24 protein-coding genes are annotated in these 26114 nt (G+C 66.7%); 11 read left to right on the top strand and 13 right to left on the bottom strand.

Features of this window, described 5'->3' with window-relative positions; all coding sequences use genetic code 11:
- Positions 1-117: 117 nt before the first annotated feature.
- The 9 genes from V8Z74_RS10205 to V8Z74_RS10165 form a co-directional block, all read right to left on the bottom strand.
- Entirely contained in the window at positions 118-885 is a 768-nt protein-coding gene (locus V8Z74_RS10205) for a class II glutamine amidotransferase (RefSeq protein WP_066475431.1), read from the bottom strand.
- A gap of 117 nt (positions 886-1002) precedes the next feature.
- Positions 1003-1941 (bottom strand): DMT family transporter, encoded by a 939-nt coding sequence (locus tag V8Z74_RS10200; protein WP_349709111.1) that lies wholly within the window; start codon positions 1939-1941, stop codon positions 1003-1005.
- Positions 1942-1949: 8 nt separating this feature from the next.
- On the bottom strand, positions 1950-3398 hold the full coding sequence (locus V8Z74_RS10195) for an aldehyde dehydrogenase family protein (RefSeq protein ID WP_349709110.1): 1449 nt from the start codon (positions 3396-3398) through the stop codon (positions 1950-1952).
- A 67-nt stretch (positions 3399-3465) separates the two neighbouring features.
- Positions 3466-4803, bottom strand: coding sequence for an enolase C-terminal domain-like protein (locus tag V8Z74_RS10190; RefSeq protein WP_349709109.1), 1338 nt, complete (start codon positions 4801-4803; stop codon positions 3466-3468).
- A 37-nt stretch (positions 4804-4840) separates the two neighbouring features.
- Positions 4841-5806 (bottom strand): 2-hydroxyacid dehydrogenase, encoded by a 966-nt coding sequence (locus V8Z74_RS10185; protein WP_349709107.1) that lies wholly within the window; start codon positions 5804-5806, stop codon positions 4841-4843.
- A 233-nt stretch (positions 5807-6039) separates the two neighbouring features.
- A complete protein-coding gene (locus V8Z74_RS10180; RefSeq protein WP_066475437.1) occupies positions 6040-7017 on the bottom strand; it encodes a Bug family tripartite tricarboxylate transporter substrate binding protein in 978 nt (325 codons plus the stop codon).
- Between the two features lie 58 nt (positions 7018-7075).
- Positions 7076-7987: a 5-dehydro-4-deoxyglucarate dehydratase gene (gene kdgD, locus V8Z74_RS10175; RefSeq protein ID WP_066475438.1), complete on the bottom strand. Its 912-nt coding sequence runs from the start codon at positions 7985-7987 to the stop codon at positions 7076-7078.
- 45 nt (positions 7988-8032) lie between these two features.
- Positions 8033-9013: a Bug family tripartite tricarboxylate transporter substrate binding protein gene (locus V8Z74_RS10170; RefSeq protein ID WP_066475439.1), complete on the bottom strand. Its 981-nt coding sequence runs from the start codon at positions 9011-9013 to the stop codon at positions 8033-8035.
- Positions 9014-9248: 235 nt separating this feature from the next.
- Positions 9249-10067, bottom strand: coding sequence for a FadR/GntR family transcriptional regulator (locus tag V8Z74_RS10165; RefSeq protein ID WP_349709104.1), 819 nt, complete (start codon positions 10065-10067; stop codon positions 9249-9251).
- Positions 10068-10128: 61 nt separating this feature from the next.
- On the opposite strand from V8Z74_RS10165, the gene V8Z74_RS10160 reads away from it, so the two are divergent.
- The 10 genes from V8Z74_RS10160 (at position 10129) to V8Z74_RS10115 (ending at position 20797) form a co-directional block, all read left to right on the top strand.
- Positions 10129-10935, top strand: a complete 807-nt coding sequence (locus tag V8Z74_RS10160; protein ID WP_349709103.1) for an NAD-dependent epimerase/dehydratase family protein — start codon at positions 10129-10131, stop codon at positions 10933-10935.
- Positions 10936-11091: 156 nt separating this feature from the next.
- Positions 11092-12042 carry an SMP-30/gluconolactonase/LRE family protein gene (locus V8Z74_RS10155; RefSeq protein ID WP_349709102.1) on the top strand — a complete coding sequence of 317 codons (951 nt, stop codon included), beginning with the start codon at positions 11092-11094 and terminating at the stop codon, positions 12040-12042.
- Positions 12043-12121: 79 nt separating this feature from the next.
- Positions 12122-13087 carry a TRAP transporter substrate-binding protein gene (locus V8Z74_RS10150; RefSeq protein ID WP_349709101.1) on the top strand — a complete coding sequence of 322 codons (966 nt, stop codon included), beginning with the start codon at positions 12122-12124 and terminating at the stop codon, positions 13085-13087.
- A 100-nt stretch (positions 13088-13187) separates the two neighbouring features.
- On the top strand, positions 13188-13670 hold the full coding sequence (locus V8Z74_RS10145) for a TRAP transporter small permease (protein WP_066476136.1): 483 nt from the start codon (positions 13188-13190) through the stop codon (positions 13668-13670).
- A gap of 8 nt (positions 13671-13678) precedes the next feature.
- Positions 13679-14974, top strand: coding sequence for a TRAP transporter large permease (locus tag V8Z74_RS10140; protein ID WP_066475447.1), 1296 nt, complete (start codon positions 13679-13681; stop codon positions 14972-14974).
- A 22-nt stretch (positions 14975-14996) separates the two neighbouring features.
- Positions 14997-16292: a glucarate dehydratase family protein gene (locus V8Z74_RS10135; protein WP_349709100.1), complete on the top strand. Its 1296-nt coding sequence runs from the start codon at positions 14997-14999 to the stop codon at positions 16290-16292.
- A gap of 52 nt (positions 16293-16344) precedes the next feature.
- Positions 16345-17346: a Bug family tripartite tricarboxylate transporter substrate binding protein gene (locus V8Z74_RS10130; protein WP_349709099.1), complete on the top strand. Its 1002-nt coding sequence runs from the start codon at positions 16345-16347 to the stop codon at positions 17344-17346.
- A gap of 168 nt (positions 17347-17514) precedes the next feature.
- Positions 17515-19077 (top strand): galactarate dehydratase, encoded by a 1563-nt coding sequence (garD, locus tag V8Z74_RS10125; protein ID WP_349709098.1) that lies wholly within the window; start codon positions 17515-17517, stop codon positions 19075-19077.
- Positions 19078-19092: 15 nt separating this feature from the next.
- Positions 19093-19881, top strand: coding sequence for an HpcH/HpaI aldolase family protein (locus tag V8Z74_RS10120; protein ID WP_349709096.1), 789 nt, complete (start codon positions 19093-19095; stop codon positions 19879-19881).
- A 25-nt stretch (positions 19882-19906) separates the two neighbouring features.
- Entirely contained in the window at positions 19907-20797 is an 891-nt protein-coding gene (locus V8Z74_RS10115; RefSeq protein ID WP_502879501.1) for a 2-hydroxy-3-oxopropionate reductase, read from the top strand.
- Positions 20798-20953: 156 nt separating this feature from the next.
- On the opposite strand, the gene V8Z74_RS10110 is transcribed toward V8Z74_RS10115, so the two are convergent.
- From V8Z74_RS10110 to V8Z74_RS10095, 4 genes are all read right to left on the bottom strand, one after another.
- Entirely contained in the window at positions 20954-21142 is a 189-nt protein-coding gene (locus V8Z74_RS10110; protein WP_066475458.1) for a 4-oxalocrotonate tautomerase, read from the bottom strand.
- 77 nt (positions 21143-21219) lie between these two features.
- Positions 21220-21408 (bottom strand): 4-oxalocrotonate tautomerase, encoded by a 189-nt coding sequence (locus V8Z74_RS10105; protein ID WP_349709094.1) that lies wholly within the window; start codon positions 21406-21408, stop codon positions 21220-21222.
- Between the two features lie 48 nt (positions 21409-21456).
- Complete coding sequence (locus tag V8Z74_RS10100) at positions 21457-21672, bottom strand: cysteine-rich CWC family protein (protein ID WP_349709093.1); 216 nt, start codon at positions 21670-21672, stop codon at positions 21457-21459.
- A gap of 228 nt (positions 21673-21900) precedes the next feature.
- The gene (locus V8Z74_RS10095) at positions 21901-24093 is read right to left on the bottom strand and encodes a malate synthase G (RefSeq protein WP_349709092.1); all 2193 of its coding nucleotides are present in this window, start codon (positions 24091-24093) and stop codon (positions 21901-21903) included.
- A 941-nt stretch (positions 24094-25034) separates the two neighbouring features.
- Here V8Z74_RS10095 and V8Z74_RS10090 point away from each other — a divergent pair.
- Positions 25035-25970 carry a LysR family transcriptional regulator gene (locus tag V8Z74_RS10090; protein ID WP_066475471.1) on the top strand — a complete coding sequence of 312 codons (936 nt, stop codon included), beginning with the start codon at positions 25035-25037 and terminating at the stop codon, positions 25968-25970.
- Positions 25971-26114: the final 144 nt, after the last annotated feature.

Raw genomic sequence — 26114 nt, 5'->3', positions numbered from 1 at the left:
GAAAACCATAGCGGCTTGCGCAAGGCGGGCGGCGGTTCCGGAGCGAAGCGAAACGGAAACCCATAAAAAGAGAGCGCAAGGCGCTCTCTTTTTATTTGTGCAGCGCAAGGGCTTGGCTCAGAGCTTCAGGCATTCGCCCTGGACAAAGACCTTGAGTTCGCCCGATGCAATGGGGGTCCATGTCTCGTTGTTGGTCAGCGGGGCGGTGACGACGATGGCGACCTTGTCCTGCGGCGTGGTTTCATGGGCAAAGTCCACGCTCAGGTCCTCATCGGACAGATGGGCTTGCGAGAACGGATGGCGGCGCTCTATGTAGCAAAGATGGGTGGTCGCATGGGCCCACAGCGCTTCGCCGTTGGACAGCAGGAAGTTGAAGGTGCCATGGGGCGAGATGCGGGCGGCCAGTTCGCGCAGCGTGTGGGTAAGTTCCTTGACGCTGGGCAGGCCCGCATGGGATTTCCACAGCTCCTGCATGATCCAGCAGAACGCCTGCTCACTGTCCGTGTTGCCGACCGGATGGAAGTGGGCATGCAGCTTGGGAGCGAAATTCTTGAGATCGCCGTTGTGGGCGAACACCCAGTTGCGGCCCCAGAGCTCGCGCACGAAGGGATGGCAGTTCTGCAGGCTGACCACGCCCTGCGTCGCCTTGCGGATATGGGCAATGACGTTGGTGCTCTTGATCGGGTATTCGCGGATGAGCTTGGCGACCGGCGAGTCGATGGCGCGCTCGTGGTCGACGAAGTGGCGCAGGCCTTTGTCCTCGAAGAAGGCAATGCCCCAGCCGTCCGTGTGATCGCCGGTGTTGCCGGCACGCTGGGTGAAGCCCGAAAAGCTAAACCGCACGTCGGTGGGCGTGTTGCAGTTCATCCCCAGCAATTGGCACATGGCGGAAATCTTCTCTTCAGATGGATCTATACAGGGCGGCGCAGAGCGCCCGAAATCCAGTGTAGATCAATCCGTGGGGCGTGGCGGCAAGAGCGCAAGCGGCTTGCCGCCTCGCTCTCAACGGGCGGGCTCGCGCGTCACTAGCACGATGCCGAGGCACACCATGGCCAGGGCCAGCACATAGTGCCAGGCCCACAGGGTCTCGCCGAGGAACAGGGCCGACAGCACCGAGCCGAACACCGGCACCGTGAAGTTGTAGATGGTGACCTGGCTCACGCGGTTGTATTTGAGCAGCAGGCTCCACAGGGTAAAGGCAGCGGACGACAGCAGAGCCAGATAGACCAGCAGCACCAGGGCCTGCAGCGACGGGAGGCCCATGCCGCCGCCGCTCAGGCCGCCTATCAGCACCAGTACCAGCCCGCCCAGGCCCAGCTGCCAGCCGGTCATGGCCATGGCATCCATGCGCTGCGACAGCTGCTTGCCGTAGATGCTGGAGGCGGCCAGGATCAGGGCCGCGAGCACGACCGAGCCTTCGCCCAGCCAGCTGAAGCCGGAGCCCAGCTCGCCATTGCCGCCCAGAGTCACGGTCAGCACGCCGGCAAAGCCGACGGCGCAGCCCAGGGCCTTGGCCGTAGAGAGACGGTCGTTGGCATAGAACCAGTGCGCAATCAGCACGCTGAAGAAGGTGGCCGTGGCATTCATGATCGAGCCCTTGACCCCCGTGGTGTAGGCCAGGCCCAGATAGAAGAACACGTATTGCAGCGTGGTCTGCGCACAGCCCAGGGCCAGCAGCTGCCGTGGATGCCGACCAAGGGTGCGAAGCACCGGCTTGCCCATGACGGCGGCGGTGACCAGCACGAAGCCGCCGGCCAGCACAAAGCGCCAGCCCGCGAACAGCAGCTTGCCCGGCAGATCGGCCTGCGCAATGGAGAACAGCGCATAGCCGCTCTTGATGGCCGGATAGGAGCTGCCCCACAGCAGGCAGCACAGCAGCGCCACGGCGGCCACGGTGAGCGGCCGGCTCCAGCCGCAGGCCTGGGACGCAGGGGAAGCCACTACCGTATTCATGCCAAGGTATAGGCCGTCTTGACCGTGGTGTAGAACTCCTGCGCATAGCGGCCCTGCTCGCGCGGGCCGTAGCTGCTGCCCTTGCGCCCGCCGAAGGGCACGTGGTAGTCCACGCCCGCCGTGGGCAGGTTGACCATGACCATGCCGGCCTGGCTGTGGCGCCTGAAGTGCGTGGCGTGCTTGAGGCTGGTGGTCGCAATGCCGGCCGACAGGCCGAACGGCGTGTCGTTGGCCACGGTCAGCGCTTCCTCATAGTCCTTGACGCGGATCACGCTGGCCACGGGGCCGAAGACTTCCTCGCGGTTGATGCGCATGCCGGCCTCGGTATCCACGAACAGCGTGGGCGCCATGAAGAAGCCGTTCTGGCCGCTGCCCGTGTGGCAGGCCACGCGGCTGCCGCCGGCAGCCAGCCGCGCGCCTTCGGCCCTGGCGATTTCCACATAGGAAAGATCCTGCTCCAACTGGGCCTGGCTGACCACGGGGCCCATGTCGGTGCCTGCGGCGCGCGCATCGCCCACCTTGATCCGTGCCAGGCGCGCCTGAAGGGCTTCGACAAAGGCCGGGTAGATCTTGTCGGTGACGATGAGGCGGCTGGATGCCGTGCAGCGCTGGCCCGTGGAATAGAAGCCGCTTTGGGCCGACAGCTCCACGGCCTGGGCCAGGTCGGCATCGTCGAGCACGACCTGGGGATTCTTGCCGCCCATTTCCAACTGCACCTTCTTGCCGCTTTTCACGCAGGCTTCGGCAATGCCGCGGCCCACGCCCACCGAGCCCGTGAAGCTGATGGCCGCCACCTCGGGGTGATTCACCAGGGCCTCGCCGATCACGCGGCCGCTGCCCATGACCAGGTTGAACACGCCGGCGGGAATGCCCGAGCGGTGGATGATGTCGGCCAGGGCCCAGGCGCTGCCGGGCACCAGGTCGGCGGGCTTGAGAACCACGCAGTTGCCGAAGGCCAGGGCCGGGGCGATCTTCCAGGCGGGGATGGCGATGGGGAAGTTCCAGGGCGTGATCAGGCCGACCACGCCGATGGGCTCGCGTGTGATTTCCACGGCTATGCCGGGGCGTACCGAGGGCAGGGTCTCGCCGGCCAAGCGCAGGCATTCGCCGGCAAAGAACTTGAAGATCTGGCCGGCGCGGGCCACTTCGCCCATGGCTTCGGGGCGGGTCTTGCCTTCTTCGCGAGCCAGCAGGTCGCCCAGCTCTTCCTTGCGCGCGAGGATTTCGCTGCCGATCCTGTCCAGCGCGTCGGAGCGCGCCTGGATGCCCGAGGTGGACCAGGCGGGAAAAGCGGCAGTGGCAGCGGCGACGGCCGCCTGCACGTCCTCGGAGCCGCCCTGGGCGTATTCGCCGATCACATCGGACAGGTTGCTGGGGTTGATGTTGGAGGCATAGGACTGGCCGGGCGTCCACTGGCCGTTGATGAGGTTGTGGTGTTGGTTCATGGCTTGTTGCTTTTCAGGCCCCAGCGCATACGGGACAAGCGCCGGCAGCTATTGAAATAAGAGTTGATCAGCGCACCATGCAGGGACGCTTGTTGTCGAACTTCCAGCCCGGAATCAGGTACTGCATGGCGATGGCGTCGTCGCGCGCACCCAGGCCGTGCTCCAGGTACAGCGCGTTGGCGCGCTGCAGTGCCGCGCGGTCCACGGTCACGCCCAGGCCCGGGGTCTGCGGCACGTCGACGAAGCCGTCCCGGATCTGGAACGGGTTCGTCGTCAGATACTGGCCGTCCTGCCAGATCCAGTGCGTGTCGATGGCCGTGACCTTGCCGGGCACGGCGGCGGCCACGTGGGTGAACATGGCCAGCGAGATGTCGAAGTGGTTGTTGGAGTGCGAGCCCCAGGTCAGGCCCCAGTCGCGGCAGGTCTGGCCCACGCGCACCGAGCCGGCCATGGTCCAGAAGTGCGGGTCGGCCAGCGGGATGTCCACCGACTGCAGCGACAGCGCATGCACCATCTGGCGCCAGTCGGTGGCGACCATGTTGGTGGCTGTGGGCAGGCCGGTGGCGCGGCGGAACTCGGCCATCACCTCGCGGCCCGAGAAGCTGCCCTCGGCGCCGCAGGGGTCTTCGGCATAGGCGAGCACGCCGCGCATGTCGCGCATCAGGCGGATGGCGTCCTTCAGCAGCCAGCCGCCGTTCGGGTCCAGCGTGACGCGGGCTCCGGGGAAGCGCTTGGCCAGCGCGGTCACGGCCTCGACTTCCTCTTCGCCGGCCAGCACGCCGCCCTTGAGCTTGAAGTCGTTGAAGCCGTAGCGCGCATGCGCGGCTTCGGCCTGGCGCACGATGGCTTCGGGCGTCATGGCCTCCATGTGGCGCACTTGGGTCCATTCGTCGCTGCCCAGCTTGTCTTCGCCGGGCTTCACATAGGGCAGGTCGGTCTGGTGGCTGGGGCCGATGAAGAACAAATAGCCCAGCATCTCCACGCGGTCGCGCTGCTGGCCTTCGCCCAGAAGCGCGGCCACGGGCACGCCCAGGTGCTGGCCCAGCAGGTCGAGCAGCGCGGATTCGACGGCCGTGACCGCATGCACGGCGATGCGCAGGTCAAAGGTCTGCAGGCCGCGCCCGCCGGTGTCGCGGCCTTCCAGGGCTTTCTGTACGCGCTGCAGCAGCTGCAGGTGCTGGCCGATGGGCTGGCCGAGCAGCACGCGCTTGCTGTCCTCCAGCGCTTGGCGGATGCCTTCGCCGCCGGGTACCTCGCCCACGCCGGTGTGGCCGCTGCTGTCGTGGATGAGCACGATGTTGCGCGTGAAGAAGGGCGCATGCGCGCCGCTGAGGTTCATCAGCATGCCGTCGCGGCCGGCGACGGGGATGACTTCGATCTCGGTGATGGTCGGTGTGGTGGACATGGAAGGCTCGTTCAACAGATGCGGAGGAAAAAGGCGGTCACTGCGCGGCGGACCACGGCACCTCGGCCGCGGGGCGGCCGGTGGCGATGAACTGCTGCAGGTTGCGCAGCACCAGGTCGGCCATGGCGCGGCGGGTTTCGTGCGTGCCGCTGGCGATGTGGGGCGCGAGCACCACGTTGTCCAGCGCCAGCAAGGCGGGCAGCGGGCGCGGTTCGTGCTCGAACACGTCGATCCCGGCGCCGGCGATGCGGCGGGTTTGCAGCGCATCGGCCAGCGCGGCTTCGTCGACCACGCTGCCGCGGGCCACGTTGATGAGAAAGCCCTGCGGACCCAGCGCGGCCAGCACCTCGGCATTGACGAGGTGGCGCGTGCCTTCGCCGCCGGCGGCGGTGATGACCAGGAAGTCGCACCAGCGCGCCAGTTCCAGCAGCGAGGGCAGGTAGCGGTGCGGCGAGCCTTCGACCGGGCGGCGGTTGTGGTAGGCCACCTCCATGTCGAAGCCGGCGGCGCGGCGCGCCACGGTGCTGCCGATGCGGCCCATGCCGAGGATGCCCAGGCGCTTGCCGCTGGCGCGCGTGCGCACGCCGAAGCGCGCCTGGGCCCATTCGCCGCGGCGCACGAAGCGGTCGGATTCGCTCAGGCCCCGCGCCGCGTCGAGCAGCAGCGCAAAGGCCATGTCGGCCACGCAGTCGTCGAGCACGCCGGGCGTGTAGCCCACGCGCGCGCCGCGGCGCAGCAGCGCGTCCCGGTCGAGCGCATCGAAGCCTACGCCGAAGCTGCTGACGAACTTGAGGCGGGGCAGGGCATCGACCACATGCGCGGGCAGTCCCATGGCGGCCGAGGTGACCAGGTATTCGAACTGCGCGCCCTGCTCGGCGAGAAATCGCTCGCGGTCGGGCTGTTCGGACAGCAGCGTCACTTCATAGGCCTGGGCCAGCTCGGCGTCGAGCTGGGGCAGCGGCATCCTGCCGTACTGGAGAACGCGTGGTCGGATGTTCGCCATGCCTTGGAATCCTTGGAACTTGCGGGGCTGAAAGCCCGCCGGTGAAAAAGGCTTGCGCAGATGAAAGAGCTTGCGCAGATGATCAGAGCCAAGTTCGAAACTGGCGCGGCCAAAGGCGAGGGGCACCGGGGACGGGCCCGGGCCGGCCGCGCCGCCCCGCACCGAAGGTGTCGTCCCCCTCCCGCAAAGCGAGAGAGGGGGAAGGCGCGAAGCGACTCAGGGGGTGTTTCATTTCAGTCCGCCGTGATCTTGCGGGCCTGGATCAGCTGCTTCCAGCGCTCGTTTTCCTGGGCCTGGAAGCGCGTGAACTCTTCGGGCGTGTTGCCCACGATTTCCAGGCCCTGCTCCACAAAGCGTTTGCGGATATCGGGCTGGTTCACGGCGGCGATGGCGGCCTTGGCCAGCCTGGCCTTCACGTCGGCCGGCAGGCCTCTGGGGGCGGCCAGGCCCTGCCATGAATAGACCTCGGCGCCCTTGACACCGGCTTCTTCCAGCGTGGGCACATCGGGCAGCACGGGCGAGCGCCGCGTGCCGGTCACGGCAATGGCATGCAGCTTGCCGCTGCGCAGGTGGGACAGCACGGCGTTGACGTTCTGGAACGAGAAGTCCACCTGGCCCCCCAGCAGGTCGGTGATGGCGGGCGCGCCGCCCTTGTAGGGCACGTGCATGGCTTCGGTGCCGGTCTGCTGCCAGAACAGCTCGGCCGACAGATGGTCGGAGGAGCCGTTGCCCGAACTCGCAAAGCTCAGCTTGCCCGGGTTGGCCTTGAGCGCGGCGATGACCTCGGCCACGGTGCGGGCCTTCTGGCGCGGGCTGGCCACAAGCACGTTGGGCGCCTGCACGGGAACGGTGATGTAGTCGAAATCCCGCGCCGCGTCATAGGGCACGTTCTTCACCAGGTGCGGCGTCACGACGAAGGGGCCCAGCGATGCCACGAGCAGCGTGTAGCCGTCGGCCGGTGCGCGCCTGACGGCGCCGGCGCCTATGGTGCCCGTAGCGCCGGGCCGGTTCTCGACCACGAAGGGCTTGCCCAGCTGTTCGCCCATGCTCTGGGCCATGGCCCGCGCCACGGTGTCGGTGGAGCCGCCGGCGGGGAAGGGCACGATGATATTGACGGCCTTTTCGGGCCATTGGCCTGTGGCGCCTGCAGTGCCCGCCGCCTGTGCGCCCAGGGCCAGTGCGGCCCCTAGCGCGATCAGCAATTTTTTCATGTCTTGTCTCCTTGGAATGGGCGCGGAGGTCTGACGCCCCCGCTGCGCGGTTTGCCGTTTATTGCGGGCCCAGCCTGGCGATCAGGGCGGCCAGTTCCTCGACCTCCGAGCTCTTGAGGTCGGTCAGCGGCGCACGCACGGGGCCGGCATCGTGGCCGACGATTCTTGCGCCGGCCTTGACGATGCTGACCGCGTAGCCCTGGCCCTTGTTGCGGATCTTCAGGTAGGGCATGAAGAAGTCCTTGAGCAGGCGGTGCTGGGTGGCGTGGTCGTCCGTGCGCACGGCTTCGTAGAACTGCATCGCGGTTCTGGGGATGAAGTTGAAGACTGCGGACGAGTACACCGGCGTGCCCAGCGCCTTGTACGCGGCGGCATAGACTTCGGCCGTGGGCAGGCCGCCCAGGTAGGCCAGGCGGTCGCCCATGGTCAGGTACATGGCGGACATGGCTTCGATGTCGCCCACGCCGTCCTTGAAGCCCACGAGATTGGGATTGCGCTCGCACAGGCGCGCCACGGTCTCGGGCGCAAAGCGGCTGACGCCGCGGTTGTAGATGATGACGCCGAACTTCACGCTCTTGCAGACGGCTTCCACATGCGCGGCCAGGCCTTCCTGCCCGGCTTCGGTTAGGTAGTGGGGCATGAGCAGAATGCCGTGGGCGCCGGCCTTCTCGGCGGCCTGGGCGCACTCGATGGCAAAACGCGTGGGGCCGCCGGCCCCCGCGATGATGGGCACCTTGCCCTTGCAGGTATCCACGGCGGTCTGGATGATCCGCGGATATTCCTCGCCGGTCAGCGAGAAGTATTCGCCGGTGCCGCCGGCCGCGAACAGCGCGCTGGCGCCGAATGGGGCCAGCCATTCCAGGCGCTCGGCATAGCCTCTGGCGTTGAAGTCGCCGTTGCGGTCGAAGTCGGTCAGGGGGAAGGACAGCAGACCGGAACTCATCACGTTTTTGACTTCTTGGGGGCTCATGAATACCTTTCAGGGGAGCAGCAATGGGGCGGGGAGTTGGAGAGTTCAGTCCAGCTGCAGGTGGGCGGCCTGGACCACGGTGCGCCAGCGCGCGCGCTCGGCGTTGAAGAACTTGTGGGTTTCGGCGGGCGTCATCGTGACCACCTCGGCGCCTTGCGCCGTCAGCCGGGAGCGCACTTCGGGCGAGCGGATGGCGGCCAGCAGCACCTGGTTGACGCGCTGCACGACGGATTCGGGCGTCCTGGCCGGCAGCATCACGCCCTGCCAGGTGCCGGACTCGAAGCCCTTGGCACCCTGCTCGGCCAGCGTGGGCACATCGGCGATCAGCGGCATGCGCGTGCTCTTGGAAATGCCCAGCAGCTTGAGCTTGCCGCTTTGCACCTGCGGATAGGTGGCCAGCATGCCGTTCATCAGCACCTGGGTCTGGCCGGCCACGGTGTCCTGCACCGACTGCACGCCGCCCTTGTAGGGGACGTAGACCCACTTGGCGCCCGTGAGGCGGGCCAGTTCCACGCCGGCCAGATGCGGCGCACTGCCCGTGGCGGTCACGGCGAAGTTCAGGTCCTTGCTCCTGGACAGTTCCACCAGTTCCTGGAGGTTGCTGGCCGGCACCGAGGGGTGGACCACCAGCATGTGCGGCGAGTAGGCCAGCATGGCCGTGCCGCGCAGGTCCCTGGACGGATCGAAGCCGAGTTTGGTGTAGACCGAGGGAGAGATGGCCAGCGCGCCCAGGTCGCACAGCAGCCAGGTGTAGCCGTCCGGCTGGGCGCGCGCGACGAACTCGGCGCCGAGGTTGCCGTTGGCGCCGGGCTTGTTGTCGATGACGATGGGCTGGCCCAGCTCTTGCGACATCACCTTGCCGATGGAGCGCGCAATGATGTCGGAGCTGCCCCCCGGCGGATAGGGAACGATGAGCCGTATGGGCTTGGCAGGCCATTGTTCGGCGGCCGACGCCAGCAGCGGCGCGGACAGCAGGCCCGCGGCCGTCGCGGCCACCAGGGAGCGCAGAAAATTCGAGCGGCGCATATGCTTTGCCTCCTATTTATTGTCAGTCATCATACAACTTGAGGTGTCGTTGTCTAGCGTTTTTCCACCAGGTCAAAGATCAGCGGCCATGCGCGCGGCACTGCCTGCGTGCCTGCGACCTGGGGCGAAAAGTGCTGAAAGCCAAGGAGTAGGCAGTGCCGGCTGCTATGGGTTTTTATGATCCGGCATGGGGTGCAGCCCCTGTCCAGAAGGGCGCAAGCAAGGAAGGCGGTGCTCAGTTGCCGTGGGCTTCGATGCCGCTGTCCTGCGCCTGGCTCAGGCGCTGGGCCAGGCGCAGGCGCTCGCGCGAATTCGTCAGGTGGATGCGCATGGCCGCGCGTGCGGAGTCCGCGTCCTGGCGCTCGATGGCCGCATAGATTTCCTCGTGCTCGCGGTTGACGCGGCGCAGGTAGTCAGGGTCGCGCGCCGGGGTATGGATGGACGTGATGCGGTTGCGGGGAATCAGCAGCGAGCCGAAATGCTGCAGTATTTCCTGGAAGTAGCGGTTGCCCGTGGCCTGGGCAATGCTCAGGTGAAAGGCCAGATCGGGCGTGACCGTGTCGCCGCCGTTGCCGGAGTTGTGCTCGAAGGCCTGCAGCGCTTCCCCCATGGCGCGCAGGTGGGCGGCCTGGCGCCGCTGCGCGGCCAGGCCGGCGGCTTCGGTCTCCAGGCTGATGCGCAGCTCCAGCACGGCCAGCACGTCCACGGATTCGCTGAGTTCGTGGGCGCTGAGCACCGGGCTGGCGCTCTGGCGCGCCGGCAGCACGAAAGTGCCAATGCCATGGCGGGTCTCCACCAGTTCGGCGGCCTGCAGCTTGGAGATGGCCTCGCGCACCACGGTGCGGCTGACCTCGTAGGTGCGCACCAGCTCGGACTCGGTGGGCAGCTTTTCGCCTTCCTGCAACAGGCCCTGGCGAATCTTGTTCTCGAATTCCTCATAGAGCAGATTGCCCAGGTTGCGGCTGCCCCGCGCCGCTTTTTTGCGCAAGGCTTCTCCGTGGGCCGGCAAAAAAACGGGGTGGGGCTCGGGTAATTCCGGGGTGGGGCTGCTCATGTGCTGATGATAATCGGTCTGCGTTGTATGACAACATATCACTAACCATGGCGCATTTCCTATGAATCCGTCCTCGAAATTCCATCGACTGTTGCTGACCGGTGCCGCTGGCGGCCTGGGAAAAGTGCTGCGCGAGCGCCTGCAGCCTTTTGCCGAAGTGCTGCGGCTGTCGGACATTGCGGGCATGGAGCCGGCGCGCGATGCCGCGCAGGAAGTGGTGCCCTGCGATCTGGCGGACAAGGCGGCCGTCGATGCGCTGGTCCGGGGCTGCGATGCCATCGTGCACATGGGCGGGGTCTCGGTGGAGCGGCCCTTCGAGGAAGTGCTGGAGGCCAACATCAAGGGCGTCTTCCACATCTACGAGGGGGCACGCCGCCACGGCGTCCAGCGCGTGGTGTTTGCCAGCTCCAACCATGTGATCGGCTTCTACAGGCAGGGTGAAACACTGGATGCCTCGGCGCGGCGCCGGCCCGACGGCTACTACGGCCTGTCCAAGTCCTTCGGCGAGGACATGGCCTCGTTCTACTTCGACCGCTACGGCATAGAGACCGTGAGCATCCGCATCGGCTCGTCCTTTCCCGAGCCCAGGGACCGCCGCATGATGAGCACCTGGCTCAGCTATGACGATCTGGTGCAGCTGATCGCCAAGGCCCTGTTCACGCCCGGCGTCGGCCATACCGTGGTCTACGGTGCCTCGGCCAACCGCGACGTCTGGTGGGACAACCGCGAAGCCGCGCACCTGGGCTATGTGCCCAAGGACAGCTCCGAACCCTGGCGTGCCAGGGTGGAAGCGCAGCCCGCGCCCGCAGCCAGCGACCCGGTGGCGGTCTACCAGGGCGGCGCTTTCACGGCGCAGGGGCCGTTCTGAAATGAAGCACCCCCTGAGTCGCTTCGCGCCTTCCCCCTCTCTCTACGCGCTGCGCGCTATGGGAGGGGTGCGGGGCGGCCCTTCCTCGGTGTCCGCTGATGGAGCGCACCAGCTTCATGCGCTGTGCGTGGCACGGTACAGAGTGGAGTGACTGAAATGGTGAGTGCTGAACTGGTTGTCGATGCCCGCTGCGCCACCGGCGAAAGCCCCGTCTGGCGCGCTGCGGAGCAGGCGCTTTACTGGGCCGATATACCGCGCGGCATCCTGCATCGCTGGCAGGCCGCGCAGCCGCAAAAGACCCAATGGCAGGCGCCCCAGATGCTGGCCTGCCTGGCGGCCTGGGATGGCGCGCCGGGCCATTGGATCGCGGGCCTGGAAGATGGCCTGTACCTTCTGTCGCACGGGCTGGGCAGCGAGGGCGGAGCGCTGGATGCGCAGCGGCTGGCGCCTGTGCGGCATGCCATGCCGGGCATGCGCTTCAACGACGGGCGCTGCGACCGGCAGGGCCGATTTCTCGCGGGCACCATGCTGCAGGACATGGGCGCAGCGCAGGCCGTGGGCAGGGTCTACCGGTTCGGTGCTCGGGAGCAGGCGGCCGGTGTCTGCACGGATCTGGACCTGGGTCCGCTCATCGTGCCCAACGGCATGGCCTTCAGCCCCGACGGGCGGACCATGTACCTGTCGGACTCGCACCCGCAGGTGCAGGCCGTCTGGGCCTTCGATTACGACGTGGACAGCGGCACGCCGTCGAACCGCCGGCTGTTCGTGGACATGCAGCCGCTGCCCGGACGCCCGGATGGCGCGGCCGTGGACAGCGACGGCTGCTACTGGATCTGCGGCAACGATGCGGGGCTGGTGCACCGCTTCACGCCCGAGGGGCGGCTGGACCGCTCGCTGGCCGTGCCGGTCAAGAAGCCCGCCATGTGCGCCTTCGGCGGCCCCGGTCTCGACGTGCTGTACGTCACATCGATTCGTCCGGATCACATCGATCTGTCCGATCAGCCGCTGGCCGGCGGCGTGTTTGCGCTGCGGCCGGGCGTCCAGGGCCTGCCGGAACCTGCGTTCCGGCCTCGGGCCGCCCTCCATGGGAAGTCCCGAGAGTCTTGATCTCGCTTTAAAAGGGCGGCCTGGGCAATGCAGCGAGGCCTGCCGATTCGGATCCACACACGGAGAAAGAGGTAGACAAATGCGTTGCAGAAAAATATGGGCAGCCGTTGCGGCCAGCCTGGTATCCCTGACGGCGGCGGCCACCGAGTTCCGCTCTTCCGACATCCATCCCGACGACTACCCCACGGTCACGGCCGTGCGCTTCATGGGCGAGCGCCTCAAGCAGCTGTCCGGCGGCAAGCACACGATCAAGGTCTTTCCCAGCGGCGCGCTGGGCGGCGAAAAGGAAACCATAGAGCAGGCCAAGATCGGCGCGCTGCAGATGGTGCGCGTCAATGTCGGTGCCATGAACAATGTCTGCCCCGAGACCATCGTGCCCACCATGCCCTTCCTGTTCCGCTCGGTGGACCACCTGCACAAGGTGCTGGACGGCCCGATCGGCGCGGACATCCTGAAGGCCTGCGAGAAGCAGGGCTTCGTCGGCCTGGCGTTCTACGACAGCGGCGCGCGCTCCATGTTCACGGCCAAGCGCGCGGTGCGCAGCTTTGCGGACATGAAGGGCATGAAGGTGCGCGTGCAGCAGTCCGACCTGTGGGTGAGCATGCTGGAGGCCATGGGCGCCAACGCCACGCCCATGCCCATGGGCGAGGTGTACACGGGCCTGAAGACCGGCCTGATCGACGCGGCCGAGAACAACTACCCGACCTATGAAAGCGCGCGCGCCTTCGAGGTGGCCAAGTACTTCACCAAGACCGAGCATTCGATGGCACCCGAGATCCTGCTGTTCTCCAAGCGCGCCTGGGACAGGCTCTCCGCCGAGGAACAGGGCTGGATCCGCCAGGCCGCCAAGGAATCCGTGCCCTATATGCGCAAGCAGTGGGCCGATCGCGAGGCCCGTTCGCTGGCCACCGTCAAGGCCGGCGGTGCCGAGATCATCGAGATCGACAAGGCGCCCTTCCAGGCCGCGATGAAGCCGGTGTACGACAAGTTCATCACCGACGCCCAGCTCAAGAGCCTGGTCAAGCGGGTGCAGGAAGTCCAGTAACGGCGGCTGCGGGCGGCCCCTGCGGAGCCGTTTGCATATCAAAAACAATAGCTGCTTGCGCCGATGAACAAAGCGCTTGCGGCCTGTCGAATCCAAGAACATGTACACCAAGATCTGCGGCGTGCTGGCGCGCCTGTGCATGTGGCTGGGCGTCCTGGGCCTGATCGCGGTCATCGCCGCGGTCAGCTGGCAGGTGTTCGGCCGCTACGTGCTCAACGACACACCGACCTGGGCCGAAAGCCTGGCCCTGCTGCTGGTGCTGTACGTCACCATGTTCGGCGTCGCCGTGGGCGTGCGCGATTCGGGCCATATCGGCCTGGAGTCCTTTCTGGTGCTGGCGCCGGACTGGCTGCGCCTGAAGATGGAGTTCCTGATCCACGGCCTGATCCTGCTGTTCGGCGCGGCCATGGCCTGGAGCTGCATCTCGCTGGCCGAATCCGTCTGGGACTACCGCCTGCCCACGCTGGGCATCTCCGAAGGGTGGAAGTACGTGCCGGCCTCCATCTGCGGGGTGCTGATCGTGCTCTTTTCGATCGAACACCTCATCGCACTCGCGCACGGCCGCGAGGTACAAGCCAATTAAGAGGCGCCATGACGATTCCATTGCTGATTCTGTGCGTGAGCTTCGCACTGCTGCTGCTGCTCGGGGTGCCCGTGGCCTTCTCGATCGGCTTGTCCGCCCTGGCCACCTTGCTGTACGAGGGCCTGCCGCTGGAGGTGGGCTTCCAGCAGATGACCTCGGGCATGAGCATCTTCTCCTTCCTGGCCATTCCGTTCTTCATCTTTGCCGGCGAACTCATGCTGTATGGCGGCATCGCCGACCGCATCGTCAACTTCGCGCGCGCCCTGATCGGCCATGTGCGCGGCGGCCTGGGCATGTCCAACGTCGTGGCCTGCACGCTGTTCGGCGGCGTCTCGGGCTCGCCCGTGGCCGATGTGTCCGCCATGGGCGCCGTGATGATCCCGATGATGAAGAAGGAGGGCTACCACGCCGACTACGCGGTCAACGTGACCACGCATGCGGCCCTGGTCGGCGCGCTGATGCCCACCAGCCACAACCTCATCATCTACGCGCTAGCCGCGGGCGGAAAGGTCTCGATCGCCGCGCTGATCCTCGCAGCCCTGCTGCCGGCCCTGGTGCTCACGGTGGCCAACCTGGTGGCGGCCTATCTGGTGGCCGTGCGCCGCGGCTATCCCGCGGGCTCGTTCCCGGGCTGGAGCATCGTGGCGCGCAGCTTTGCCTCGGCGCTGCCGGGCCTGATGGTCGTGGTGCTGATCCTGGGCGGCATTCTGTCGGGCATTTTCACGGCCACCGAGTCGGCCGCCGTGGCCGTGCTGTACGCGCTGGCGCTGACCCTCTTCCTGTACCGCACACTGACGAAGGAGGCCTTCATCAAGGCCGCCTCCAAGGCCGTGCGCACCACGGGCATCATCCTGCTGCTGATCGGCATCTCCAGCACCTTCGGCTATCTGATCAGCCTGTACGGCGTGGCCGAGCTCACCGGCCAGATGCTGGCCCAGGTCACCAGCAAGCCCTGGGTGATCTTCCTGCTGATCAACATCATCCTGTTCGTGCTGGGCACCTTTCTGGACATGGCGGCCACCATCCTGCTGTGCACGCCCATCTTCCTGCCCATCGCCCAGCACTACGGCATGAGCTCGGTGCAGTTCGGCATCGTGATGCTGATCAACTGCGCGCTGGGCCTGAACACGCCGCCCGTGGGCACGACCCAGTTCGTGGGCTGCGCCATCGGCGGCGTCTCGGTGGGCACGGTGATGCGCACCATCTGGCCGTTCTACGGCGCGCTGATCTTCGCGCTGGCCGTGGTCACCTTCGTGCCGGCGTTCTCCACCTGGCTGCCCGGCATGTTCATGAAGGTCAGCTGAGCTTGCGCCACACCGATTGCCCATGAGTACCTCGCACGCCATACGCCACATCCGCGTCACGCCCATCGCCTTCCGCGATCCGCCGCTGCTCAATGCCGCCGGCATCCACGAGCCCTGGGCATTGCGCTCCATCATCGAGATCGAAACCGCCTCGGGCCTGGTCGGCATCAACGAAAGCTACGGCGACCAGCCCATGCTCGATGCACTGGCCAAGGCCGCGCCGGCCCTGGTGGGCCTGTCGCCCTGGGCGCTCAACGAGATGGAAAGCCGCGTCGCGGCCCTGGTGGCGCCCCCCAAGCTGACGGCCTCGGAGTTCCTGGGCCAGCAGGTGTCGCTGGCGCCGGGCACCCACGTGTCCAAGACCGTGGCCAAGGTGGTCAGCGCCTTCGAGGTCGCCATGCTCGACCTGCAGGGCCAGCTCGCGCAGGCGCCGGTGGTCGACCTGCTGGGCGGCGCGGCGCGCGACAGCGTGCCGTTCTCGGCCTACCTGTTCTACAAGTACTCCGAGCACATCGACCAACCCTATGCGCCCGACGCCTGGGGCGAGGCCCTGGAGCCGCAGCAACTGGTGGCCCAGGCGCGGCGCATGATCGACCGGTATGGCTTCCAGAGCATCAAGCTCAAGGCCGGCACACTGCCGCCCGAGCAGGAGGCCGCGGGCATCCTGGCGCTGGCCGAGGCCTTCCCGGGCACGCCGCTGCGCATAGATCCCAACGGCAACTGGACGGTGGCGACCAGCCTGAAGATCGTGCAGCAGCTGCGCGGCGTGCTGGAATACTACGAAGACCCGGCGCCGGGCCTGGACGGCATGGCCGCCGTGGCGCGAGAGTGCGACGTGCCGCTGGCCACCAACATGGTGGTGACCGATTTCGCCGAATTCCGCCGCAATGCCGACATGGGCTGCCCGGTGAAGATCGTGCTCAGCGACCACCACTACTGGGGCGGGCTGCGCGCCACGCAGCGCCTGTCCACGCTGTGCCGCACCTTCGACCTGGGCCTATCCATGCACAGCAACTCGCACCTGGGCGTGAGCCTGGTGGCGATGACGCACCTGTGCGCCAGCGTGCCGCTGCTGACCTATGCCTGCGACACGCACTACCCGTGGCAGGACGAGGAGGTGGTCGAGGGCAGCCGCCTGCGCTTCGAGCACGGCAGCCTGCGCGTGCCCACCGCGCCGGGCCTGGGCGTGACGCTGGACCGCGAGGCGCTGGCGCGCCTGCACGACAACTACCTGCATTGCGGCATCCGCAACCGCGACGACCTCGGGCAGATGCGCAAGTACGACCCCGGCTTCACCGGCAGGCAGCCCCGTTTCTGAAGCCTATTCCCAAGCGCGCCAAGACGCTATCACCCCACAGGAGACAACCACCATGCAACGCCGCACGCTGATCCAATGCTCTCTCTCCGCCGGTGCCCTGCTGCTGGGTGCCGGCTTTGCCGCAGCACCCGCGCTGGCGCAGGGCGGCTGGCCCACGGGCAAGCCCATCACCTACCTGGTGCCGTTCCCGCCCGGCGGCAACACCGACACGCTGGCGCGCGTGATCGCCCAACCGCTGGGCAAGGCGCTGGGCACGCCGGTGGTCATCGAGAACAAGGGCGGCGCCGGCGGCAGCGTGGGCTCGGCCCTGGCCGCGCGCGCGCCGGCCGACGGCTACACCATCCTCGGCGGCACCATCAGCTCGCATGCCATCAACGTCAGCCTGTATTCCAAGCTCGACTACGACCCCGTCAAATCCTTCACGCCGGTGGCCATGCTGGGCTCGGGCCCGCTGGTGCTGGTGGTGCCGGCCGCCAGCCCCTACAAGACGCTGGCCGACGTGCTGGCCGCGAGCAAGGCCAAGGCGGCGGCCGGAGGCCTGTCCTCGGCCTCGCCCGGCAGCGGCACCTCCAACCACATGGCGCTGGAGCTGCTGGCCTACCAGACGGGCGTGAAGTTCACCCACGTGCCCTACAAGGGCAGCGGCCCGGCCGTGCAGGACGTGATCGGCGGCCAGGTGGACATGATGTTCGACACCGCGCTGGTCGTCGGCCCGCACATCCAGTCCGGCAAGCTGCGCCCCATCGCCGTGACCAGCTCCAGGCGCCTGGAGTCGCTGCCCGATGTGCCCACCATCGCCGAGGCCGGCGAAAAAGGCTTCGACATGGGTTCGTGGCAGGCCGTGTTCGCGCCGGCCGGCACGCCCAGACCCATCGTCGACCGCCTGCACGCCGAGATCATGAAGATCGTCGCCACGCCCGAGGTCCAGTCCCGCCTCAAGGCCTTCGGCATGCTGCCCTCGAGCATGACGCCGGCCGAGCTGGCCGATTACCAGAAGGCCGAGGTGGCCAAGTGGGCCAAGGTCATCAAGGCGGCCGGCATCAAGGCGGAGTGAATATGAGGCACCCCCTTGAGCGGCTGCGCCGCTTCCCCCTCTCTCTTCGGGAGGGGACGACACCGTCGGTGCGGGGCGGCCCTTCCTCGGTGTCCGCTGATGGGGTGCGCCAGTTTCATGAACTACGGACGGCGCGAAGCGCCCATAGAAAACCGAGATGAGATCGCCATGAGTACCCGAACCCCGCTTTCCATCGCCATGCACCCGGCAGACAACGTCGCCATCGTCGCCAACGACGGCGGCCTGCCCGCGGGCAGCGTGCTGCCCTCGGGCCTGGTTCTGCGCGACAAGGTGCCGCAGGCGCACAAGGTGGCGCTGGCGGACATTCCCGAAGGCGGCGCGGTGCGCCGCTACAACGTGGTCATAGGCTATGCGCTGAAAGCCATTGCGGCCGGCAGCTGGGTGCACGAGCGCTTGCTGCAGATGCCCGAGGCGCGCTCGCTGCAGGGCCTGCCCATCGCTACCGTCAAGCCGCCGGTGCTGGAGCCGCTCGAAGGCCATACCTTCGAGGGCTACCGCAATGCCGACGGCAGCGTGGGCACGCGCAACATCCTGGCCATCACCACCACGGTGCAGTGCGTGGCCGGCGTGCTCGACTTCGCGGTGCGCCGCATCAAGGCCGAGCTGCTGCCCCGGTATCCCAATGTGGACGACGTGGTCGGGCTGGAGCACAGCTACGGCTGCGGCGTGGCCATCGATGCCGTGGGCGCCGAGATACCGCAGCGCACGCTGCGCAACATCAGCCGCAACCCGAACTTCGGCGGCGAGGTCATGGTGGTCAGCCTGGGCTGCGAGAAGCTGCAGCCCGAGCGCCTGCTGCCGCCGGGCTCGTTTCCCATCGTCGACGAGCGCGAGCCCGAACTGGACGTGGTCTGCCTGCAGGACGAGGCCCATGTGGGTTTCATGTCCATGATCGGCTCCATCATGGAGCGTGCACAGGTGCACCTGGAGCGCCTGAACCGGCGCCGGCGCGAGACCGTGCCCGCCAGCGCCCTGGTGGTGGGCGTGCAGTGCGGCGGCAGCGATGCCTTCAGCGGCGTCACCGCCAACCCGGCCGTGGGCTTCTGCACCGATTTGCTGGTGCGCGCGGGCGCCACCGTGATGTTCAGCGAGGTGACCGAGGTGCGCGACGGCATCGACCAGCTCACCGCGCGCGCGTCCAGCCCCGAGGTGGCCCAGGCCATGATCGACGAGATGGCCTGGTACGACGCCTACCTCGACAAGGGCCGCGTGGACCGCAGCGCCAACACCACGCCCGGCAACAAGAAGGGCGGCCTGTCGAACATCGTCGAGAAGGCCATGGGCTCCATCATCAAGAGCGGCACCGCGCCCATCACGGGCGTGCTCTCGCCGGGGCAGAAACTTACCGACCGGGGCATCCACAGCGGCCTGGTCTATGCGGCCACGCCCGCCAGCGACTTCATCTGCGGCACGCTGCAGCTGGCCGCCGGCATGAACCTGCATGTGTTCACCACGGGGCGTGGCACGCCCTACGGGCTGGCGCAGGTGCCGGTCATCAAGGTGGCCACGCGCAGCGACCTGGCGCGGCGCTGGCACGACCTGATGGACGTGAACGCCGGCCGCATCGCCGATGGCGAGGCCACGATCGAGGAGCTGGGCTGGGAGCTGTTCCGGCTCATGCTCGACGTGGCCAGCGGAAAGAAGACCTGGGCCGAGCAGTGGAAGCTGCACAACGCCCTGGTGCTGTTCAACCCCGCACCAGTCACTTGACATCAGGAGCAGGCAATGAGATCCAATCGACTCAGGGAAATCTGGCAGGCCGGCGGCGCTGCCGTCAACGGCTGGCTGGCCATACCGAACGGCTTTGCGGCCGAGACCATGGCCCACCAGGGCTGGGATACGCTGACCATAGACATGCAGCACGGCGTGGTCGACTACCAGGCCATGGTGTCCATGCTGCAGGCCATCTCGACCACGGCCACGGTGCCGTTGGTGCGCGTGCCATGGCTGGAGCCCGGCATTCTGATGAAGACGCTGGATGCCGGCGCCTACGGCGTGATCTGCCCCATGGTCAACACGCGCGAGGACGCGCAAAAGCTCGTGGCCTATACCCACTATGCGCCGCGCGGCACGCGCAGCTTCGGTCCGGTGCGCGCGCTGCTCTACGGCGGCGCCGACTACCCCGCGCATGCCAACGACACCATCGTGACCTTCGCCATGATCGAGACCGCGCAGGCACTGGACAACCTCGACGCTATCATGGGCGTGGAAGGGCTGGACGCGGTCTACATCGGGCCCAGCGACCTGTCGCTGTCCCTGGGGTGCAGGCCGGTGTTCGACGGGCTGGATCCGAAGGCGCAGCAGGCCGTGGACCATATCCTGGAGCGCGCCAAGGCGCACGGCATTGTGGCCGGCATCCACAACGGCACGCCCGAAAGCGCGCTGGGGCGGATTGCCCAGGGCTTCCAGTTCACCACCGTGAGCTCCGACGCGCGGCTGATGGCCGCAGGCTCGCAACAGATCCTGCAGACCATGCGCGCGAGCGCCCCGGCGCCCGCTCCGGACTCGTATTGAAATGCCTCAACTTCAAGGACAAAACATGAAGCTCGGATTTATCGGCCTCGGCATCATGGGCGCGCCGATGGCGCTGCACCTCATCAACGCTGGCCACACGGTCTACGTGAGCGCGGTCCGCCGCGTGCCCGATGCGATCAAGGCCTCGGCCGCCATTCCCTGCGCCACGGTGCAGGAAGTGGCCCGCAACGCCGAAGTCATCTTCCTGATGGTGCCCGACACGCCGGATGTCGAGTCCGTGCTGTTCGGCGACAACGGCGTGGCTGCGGCGCTGGAAGGTGCCGGCGGCGAGCGCAAGATCGTCGTGGACATGAGCTCGATCTCGCCCATGGCGACCAAGGCCTTCGCGAAGAGGATCAACGCGCTGGGCGCAGACTACATCGATGCGCCGGTGTCCGGCGGCGAGGTGGGCGCCAAGGCGGCCTCGCTGACCATCATGTGCGGCGGCGAGCCGGCGGTGTTCGAGAAGGTGCGGCCGCTGCTCGAGAAGATGGGCAAGAACATCACCCTGGTCGGCGGCAACGGCGACGGCCAGACCACCAAGGTTGCCAACCAGATCATCGTCGCGCTGAACATCGCGGCCGTGGGCGAGGCGCTGGTGTTCGCGAGCAAGGCCGGAGCCGATCCGGCCAAGGTGCGCGAGGCGCTGATGGGCGGCTTTGCGTCCAGCCGCATTCTCGAGGTGCACGGCGAGCGCATGATCAAGCGCACTTTCGCGCCGGGCTTTCGCATCGCCCTGCACCAGAAGGACCTGGGCCTGGCGCTGCAGGGCGCGCGCGAGCTGGGGCTGGCGCTGCCGCAGACCGCCGGCGCCGCGCAGCTGATGCAGGCCTGCGCCGCCCATGGCGATGACCAGCTGGACCACTCCGCGCTGGTCAAGGCGCTGGAGCTGATGGCGGACCACGAGATCGGCTGAGGCCGCATCCCGCTTCGTCCTCGAAGGAAGGTTGCCCACGCTCCCCCTGCGTGGGGACGCTGCCCTTGCGCGAGGGGCGGCCATTCATCTTGTGGCGGCCCGCCGATAAAAAAAGCAGCTTTCAAAGCTGCTTTTTTCATGGGGCGCGTGCCCGCTCTACTGGCGCTCGGACCAGAGCTTGCCGCCGGTGGCCCAGTCGTGGCGCTTGATGTCGGTGATGATGATGTCCACCGATTCGGGCGAGCCGCCGAGCACTTCCACGCTGACGCGCGTGATCTCTTCCACGAGCTTGCGCTTTTGCTCGACAGTGCGGCCTTCCATCATTTCGACGTGGTAGGTGGGCATGGTTTCTCCTTGGATGCGTTGGGCGTTTGAAAAGCGGTTGCGTTGCCGATGATATCGGTACGGCAGCGGCTCTTGCCTTATGCCTGCTCGGACCAGAGCTTGCCGCCCGTGGCCCAGTTCTCGCGCTTGACGTCGGTGATGATGATGTCCACCGACTCGGGGGCGCTGCCCAGCACTTCGGAGGTCACGCGCGTGATCTCCTCGACCAGCTTGCGCTTTTGCTCGACGGTGCGGCCTTCAAACAGTTCGACGTGATAGGTGGGCATGAGGTCTCCTGAAACAGATTGTGGAATTCGGTGGCGTCCGCCGCTGGCTCACGCGGCGGAAGGCGGCGGTTCATCGCCGGGCTGGCGGCGGCCGCAGGCCGGGCAGATGCACGCCTTGCCGCGCTGCGCCTCGGGGACGCGGGCCAGCGCCTGCCGCGGGATCTCGGCCCGCATGCACCAGCAGCTTTCGGCCGGCAGGCCGGCCGCAATGGCGCACCGGTTGGGCTGGCCGCATAGCGGGCAGTGGCTGGCATCGAGGCTCATGGCAGGTTCCTGGACTGGTGCTGTGAAAGCGCCAGTGTAGGCGGCTCGTGGACCGGCCGCAGCGCCAGGAAAAATGCACTCGCAAGAACCCGTTATCAGGGCGCTGGGAGTGCATTTCCATAGCTGGCTGCGCTGGTGAGCCAAGGATTTGAGGTGGATTTTGAATGGAAGTCCTTGGCTGTCCAGTGCAAGCTGCTCATGTTTTTGCATGAGCAGCCGGCTGGCGGATCAGGCGCCGGCCTTGACCTTCAGGCGCCAGGCGTGCAGCAGGGGCTCGGTGTAGCCGGAAGGCTGTTCCTTGCCCTTGAACACCAGGTCCAGCGCGGCCTGGAAGGCGGCGCCGTTGGGGTTGGCCACCAGGCTCTTGTAGGCGGGGTCGCCGGCGTTCTGCTCGTCCACCACCTTGGCCATGCGCGCAAAGCTGTCGCGCACCATGGCTTCGGTCACGATGCCGTGCTGCAGCCAGTTGGCGATGTGCTGGCTGGAGATGCGCAGCGTGGCGCGGTCTTCCATCAGGCCCACATTGTGGATGTCGGGCACCTTGGAGCAGCCTACGCCCTGGTCGATCCAGCGCACCACGTAGCCCAGGATGCCCTGGACGTTGTTGTCCACTTCCTGCTGCTTCTCGGCGTCGCTCCAGTGGGGGTTGGTGGACACGGGCACCTGCAGGATGGCGTTGAGCAGGTTGTCGCGCTCGGCGTCGGCGTCGGTCTTTTCCAGCTCCTTCTGCACTTCGGCCACGTTGACCTGGTGGTAGTGCAGCGCGTGCAGCGTGGCGCCGGTGGGCGAGGGCACCCAGGCGGTGTTGGCGCCGGCCTTGGGCTGGGCGATCTTCTGCTCCAGCATGGCCTTCATCAGGTCGGGCATGGCCCACATGCCCTTGCCGATCTGGGCGCGGCCGCGCAGGCCCAGGCCCAGGCCGACCAGCACGTTGTTCTTCTCGTAGGCAGGCAGCCAGGCGCAGCCCTTCATGTCGGCCTTGCGCACCATCGGGCCGGCATACATGGCGGTATGCATCTCGTCGCCGGTGCGGTCCAGGAAGCCGGTGTTGATGAAGGCCACGCGGGCGGGCGCGGCGGCGATGGCGGCCTTCAGGTTCACCGAGGTGCGGCGCTCCTCGTCCATGATGCCCAGCTTGACGGTGTTCTCGGGCAGGCCCAGCAGCTTCTCGACGCGGCCGAACAGCTCGTTGGCGAAGCCGGCTTCGGCGGGGCCGTGCATCTTGGGCTTGACGATGTAGACGCTGCCGGTGCGCGAGTTGCGGATGCCGTTGGCGCCGTTGCCCTTGAGGTCATGGATGGCGATGGCCGTGGTCACGACGGCGTCCATGATGCCTTCGGGGATTTCCTTGCCTTCCGAACCCCACAGGATGGCGGGGTTGGTCATCAGGTGGCCCACGTTGCGCACGAACATCAGCGAGCGGCCGTGCAGCTTCAGGGGCTTGCCGTCGGCGCCGGTGTACTCGCGGTCGGCGTTCAGGCCGCGGGTCACGGTCTTGCCGCCCTTCTCGAAGGATTCGGTCAGCGTGCCCTTGAGGATGCCTAGCCAGTTGCTGTAGCCCAGCACCTTGTCCTCGGCGTCCACGGCGGCCACGGAGTCTTCCAGGTCCAGGATGGTGGACAGCGCGGCTTCCACCACCACGTCGGACACGCCGGCCGCGTCGGAGCTGCCGATGGGCGTGGACTTGTTGATGACGATGTCGATGTGGATGCCGTTGTTCTTCAGCAGCACCGACTTGGGCGCGGCGGCATCGCCCTGGTAGCCCACGAACTTGTCGGCGTCCTTCAGGCCGGTCTTGCTGCCGTCCTTGAGCGTCACCACCAGCTTGCCGCCTTCGACGGCGTAGGCGGTCGCATCCTTGTGCGAACCGGCGGCCAGCGGCACGGCCTGGTCCAGGAAGTTGCGGGCGAACTCGATGACCTTGGCTCCGCGCACGGGGTTGTAGCCCTTGCCCTTTTCGGCGCCGCCTTCTTCGCTGATCACGTCGGTGCCATACAGCGCGTCATACAGCGAGCCCCAGCGGGCGTTGGCGGCGTTTAGCGCATAGCGGGCGTTCAGGATGGGCACCACCAGCTGCGGGCCGGCCTGGACGGCCAGCTCGGCGTCCACGTTCTCGGTCGTGGCCTTGGCGCCCTTGGGCGACTCGACCAGATAGCCGATGGTGGTCAGGAACTGGCGGTAGGCCGCCATGTCGGTGATGGGGCCGGGGTTGGCCTTGTGCCAGGTGTCCAGCTCGGCCTGCAGGCGGTCGCGCTCGGCCAGCAGGGCGGCGTTCTTGGGAGCCAGGTCCGCGACGATTTCGTCAAAGCCCTTCCAGAAGGCCTCCTGGTTCACGCCGGTGCCGGGCAGCACTTGCGTGTTCACAAAGTTGTACAGCTCGGTGGCGACTTGCAGGCCGTGGACTTGAGTGCGATCAGTCATTGGAAACCTCGGATGGATACTTTGTCTGTTGGAGATATCTATATCTAACGCGCTGCACATGCCCAGCATGGGCAGCTTGTTCCGGCACTGTATTTGAATTATTCGAGTACGTAAATATTCAAAAAAGTTGGAAACTAATGATATTTAAGTAACTAATCATCGGGTATTTGCGGATGCAGGCTCCGCTCCCCGGCCAGTGGGCGCATGCCCTGCAGACACTGCTTCCATCGGGCCGGCTCCTATGGCTCCCCGTGCTCGCGGATCGTGCCGCCGATACCTGAACGTCATGCCCGGGGCTGCAGCCGCGATGCCGTGCCGACAGGGCCGCCAAAGAGGCCGGCTTGGTATTTCCATGGGATTGCCGTATCCGGGCCCATCGCACAATGGATACGGGCAATGCAGGCTTGCTGCGGAAGTAGGGGCCGACTCAGCAGGCTGTGGCGGCTCACTTTGTTGCTGTTTGTATCGCCGCCCGCGCGTATCGGCCGTCCGGCCGGCCCTGCGGGAGCGTGCATGGGGCAGGGGAATGCCCCAAAGGCCGAGTGCATTGCTCGAAATCTGTATGTCAGACCAAGGAGGTGCGGGCGCCAAATGATTGTCGCTGTTGAGAAAAATGCGGCAGCTCCGGCCGGATAGGCCTTGCTGCATGACTGGACGCGTCAGGCTTGTGCAAATTTTTATATTTAGGTATATAAATTCACAAATTTCTAACTAACTCATGACTTGTGGGTAAAAATAGACGAAAAATGCGTTTCATATGACAGTGCGTCGAAATTTCTGCTTTTCAACAAGATGCGGAAATTGATAGCGCCTGACGCCCGAGTTAGAAGAAATAAAGAATAAGTTATCCCTGAAATAAAGGCTGCTTGTGCGGTATGCGCTCTTGAATCAATAGCGCATGCTTTGTGCAGGAGACAAGAAAGAACCATACAGGAGCAGTCATGGACAAGCTCAAAGCATTTGAGTCTTTTGTATCAGTGGCGACGCGCGGCAGCCTGACGGCGGCCGCCAAGGCCGAAGGCGTGGCGCCGGCCATCATGGGGCGGCGCCTCGATGCGCTGGAAGAGCATCTGGGCGTCAAGCTCATGGTGCGCACCACGCGCCGCATCTCCCTGACGCACGAAGGCAGCGCCTTCCTGGAGGACTGCCAGCGCCTGCTGTCCGACGTGGCCAATGCCGAGGCCAGCGTCTCGGCCGGCGGCGTCAAGGCCACGGGCCATCTGCGCATCACGGCGCCGGCGGGGTTCGGCCGCCGCCATGTGGCGCCGCTGGTGCCGCGTTTTCGCGACCTGCATCCCGAGGTGACGATCTCGCTGAACCTGTCCGACCGCGTGGTCGACCTGGCCGGCGAAGGCTTCGACTGCGCGGTGCGCGTGGGCGACCTGCCCGATTCGGCCCTGGTCAGCGTGCGCATTGCCGACAACCGCCGCCTGTGCGTGGCCACGCCCGGCTATCTGGAGCGCCGCGGCATTCCCCGCCATCCCAGCGAACTGACACAGCACGACTGCCTGACCCTGTCCAGCGATGCCTCGCAGACGCGCGGCTGGGCCTTCCGCATTCCGCATCCCGAAAGCGGCACCAGCGAAGTCGTGCATTTCAAGCCCGGCGGCCCGCTGGACTGCTCGGACGGCCAGGTGCTGCACGACTGGTGCCTGGGGGGCTGGGGCATTGCCTGGCGCAGCACCTGGGAGGTGGAGTCCGAGATCGCCGCCGGCCGCCTGGTGCCGGTGCTGGAGGAGTTCGCGGCGCCGCCCAACGGCATTTTCGTGATCTTTCCCCAGCGCAAGCACATGCCGCTGCGCGTTCGCATGTGGATCGATTACCTCAAGCACCACTACGACCAGCCCGATTTCTGGCGCACCGGCCCCGAGAGCTGACCTCTGCGACCACGGCCCCTTGAAGGGCGGTTTGGCTTGCGGCCGCCGATGCAGCCGGTTGCGCAGGCGCAAAGGCGCACGAATGGGGTCGGGCGCCTTTGCCTGGGCCGCGGCTCCTGTGCGATAGTGTGGCGCACCTGCAGC

Origin of the sequence: Comamonas sp. w2-DMI (genome assembly GCF_040187735.1) — a bacterium.
Lineage (GTDB): Bacteria > Pseudomonadota > Gammaproteobacteria > Burkholderiales > Burkholderiaceae_C > Comamonas > Comamonas terrae.
The sequence above is the reverse complement of the archived record's forward strand: the minus strand, read 5'-3'. Positions and strand labels throughout refer to the sequence as shown.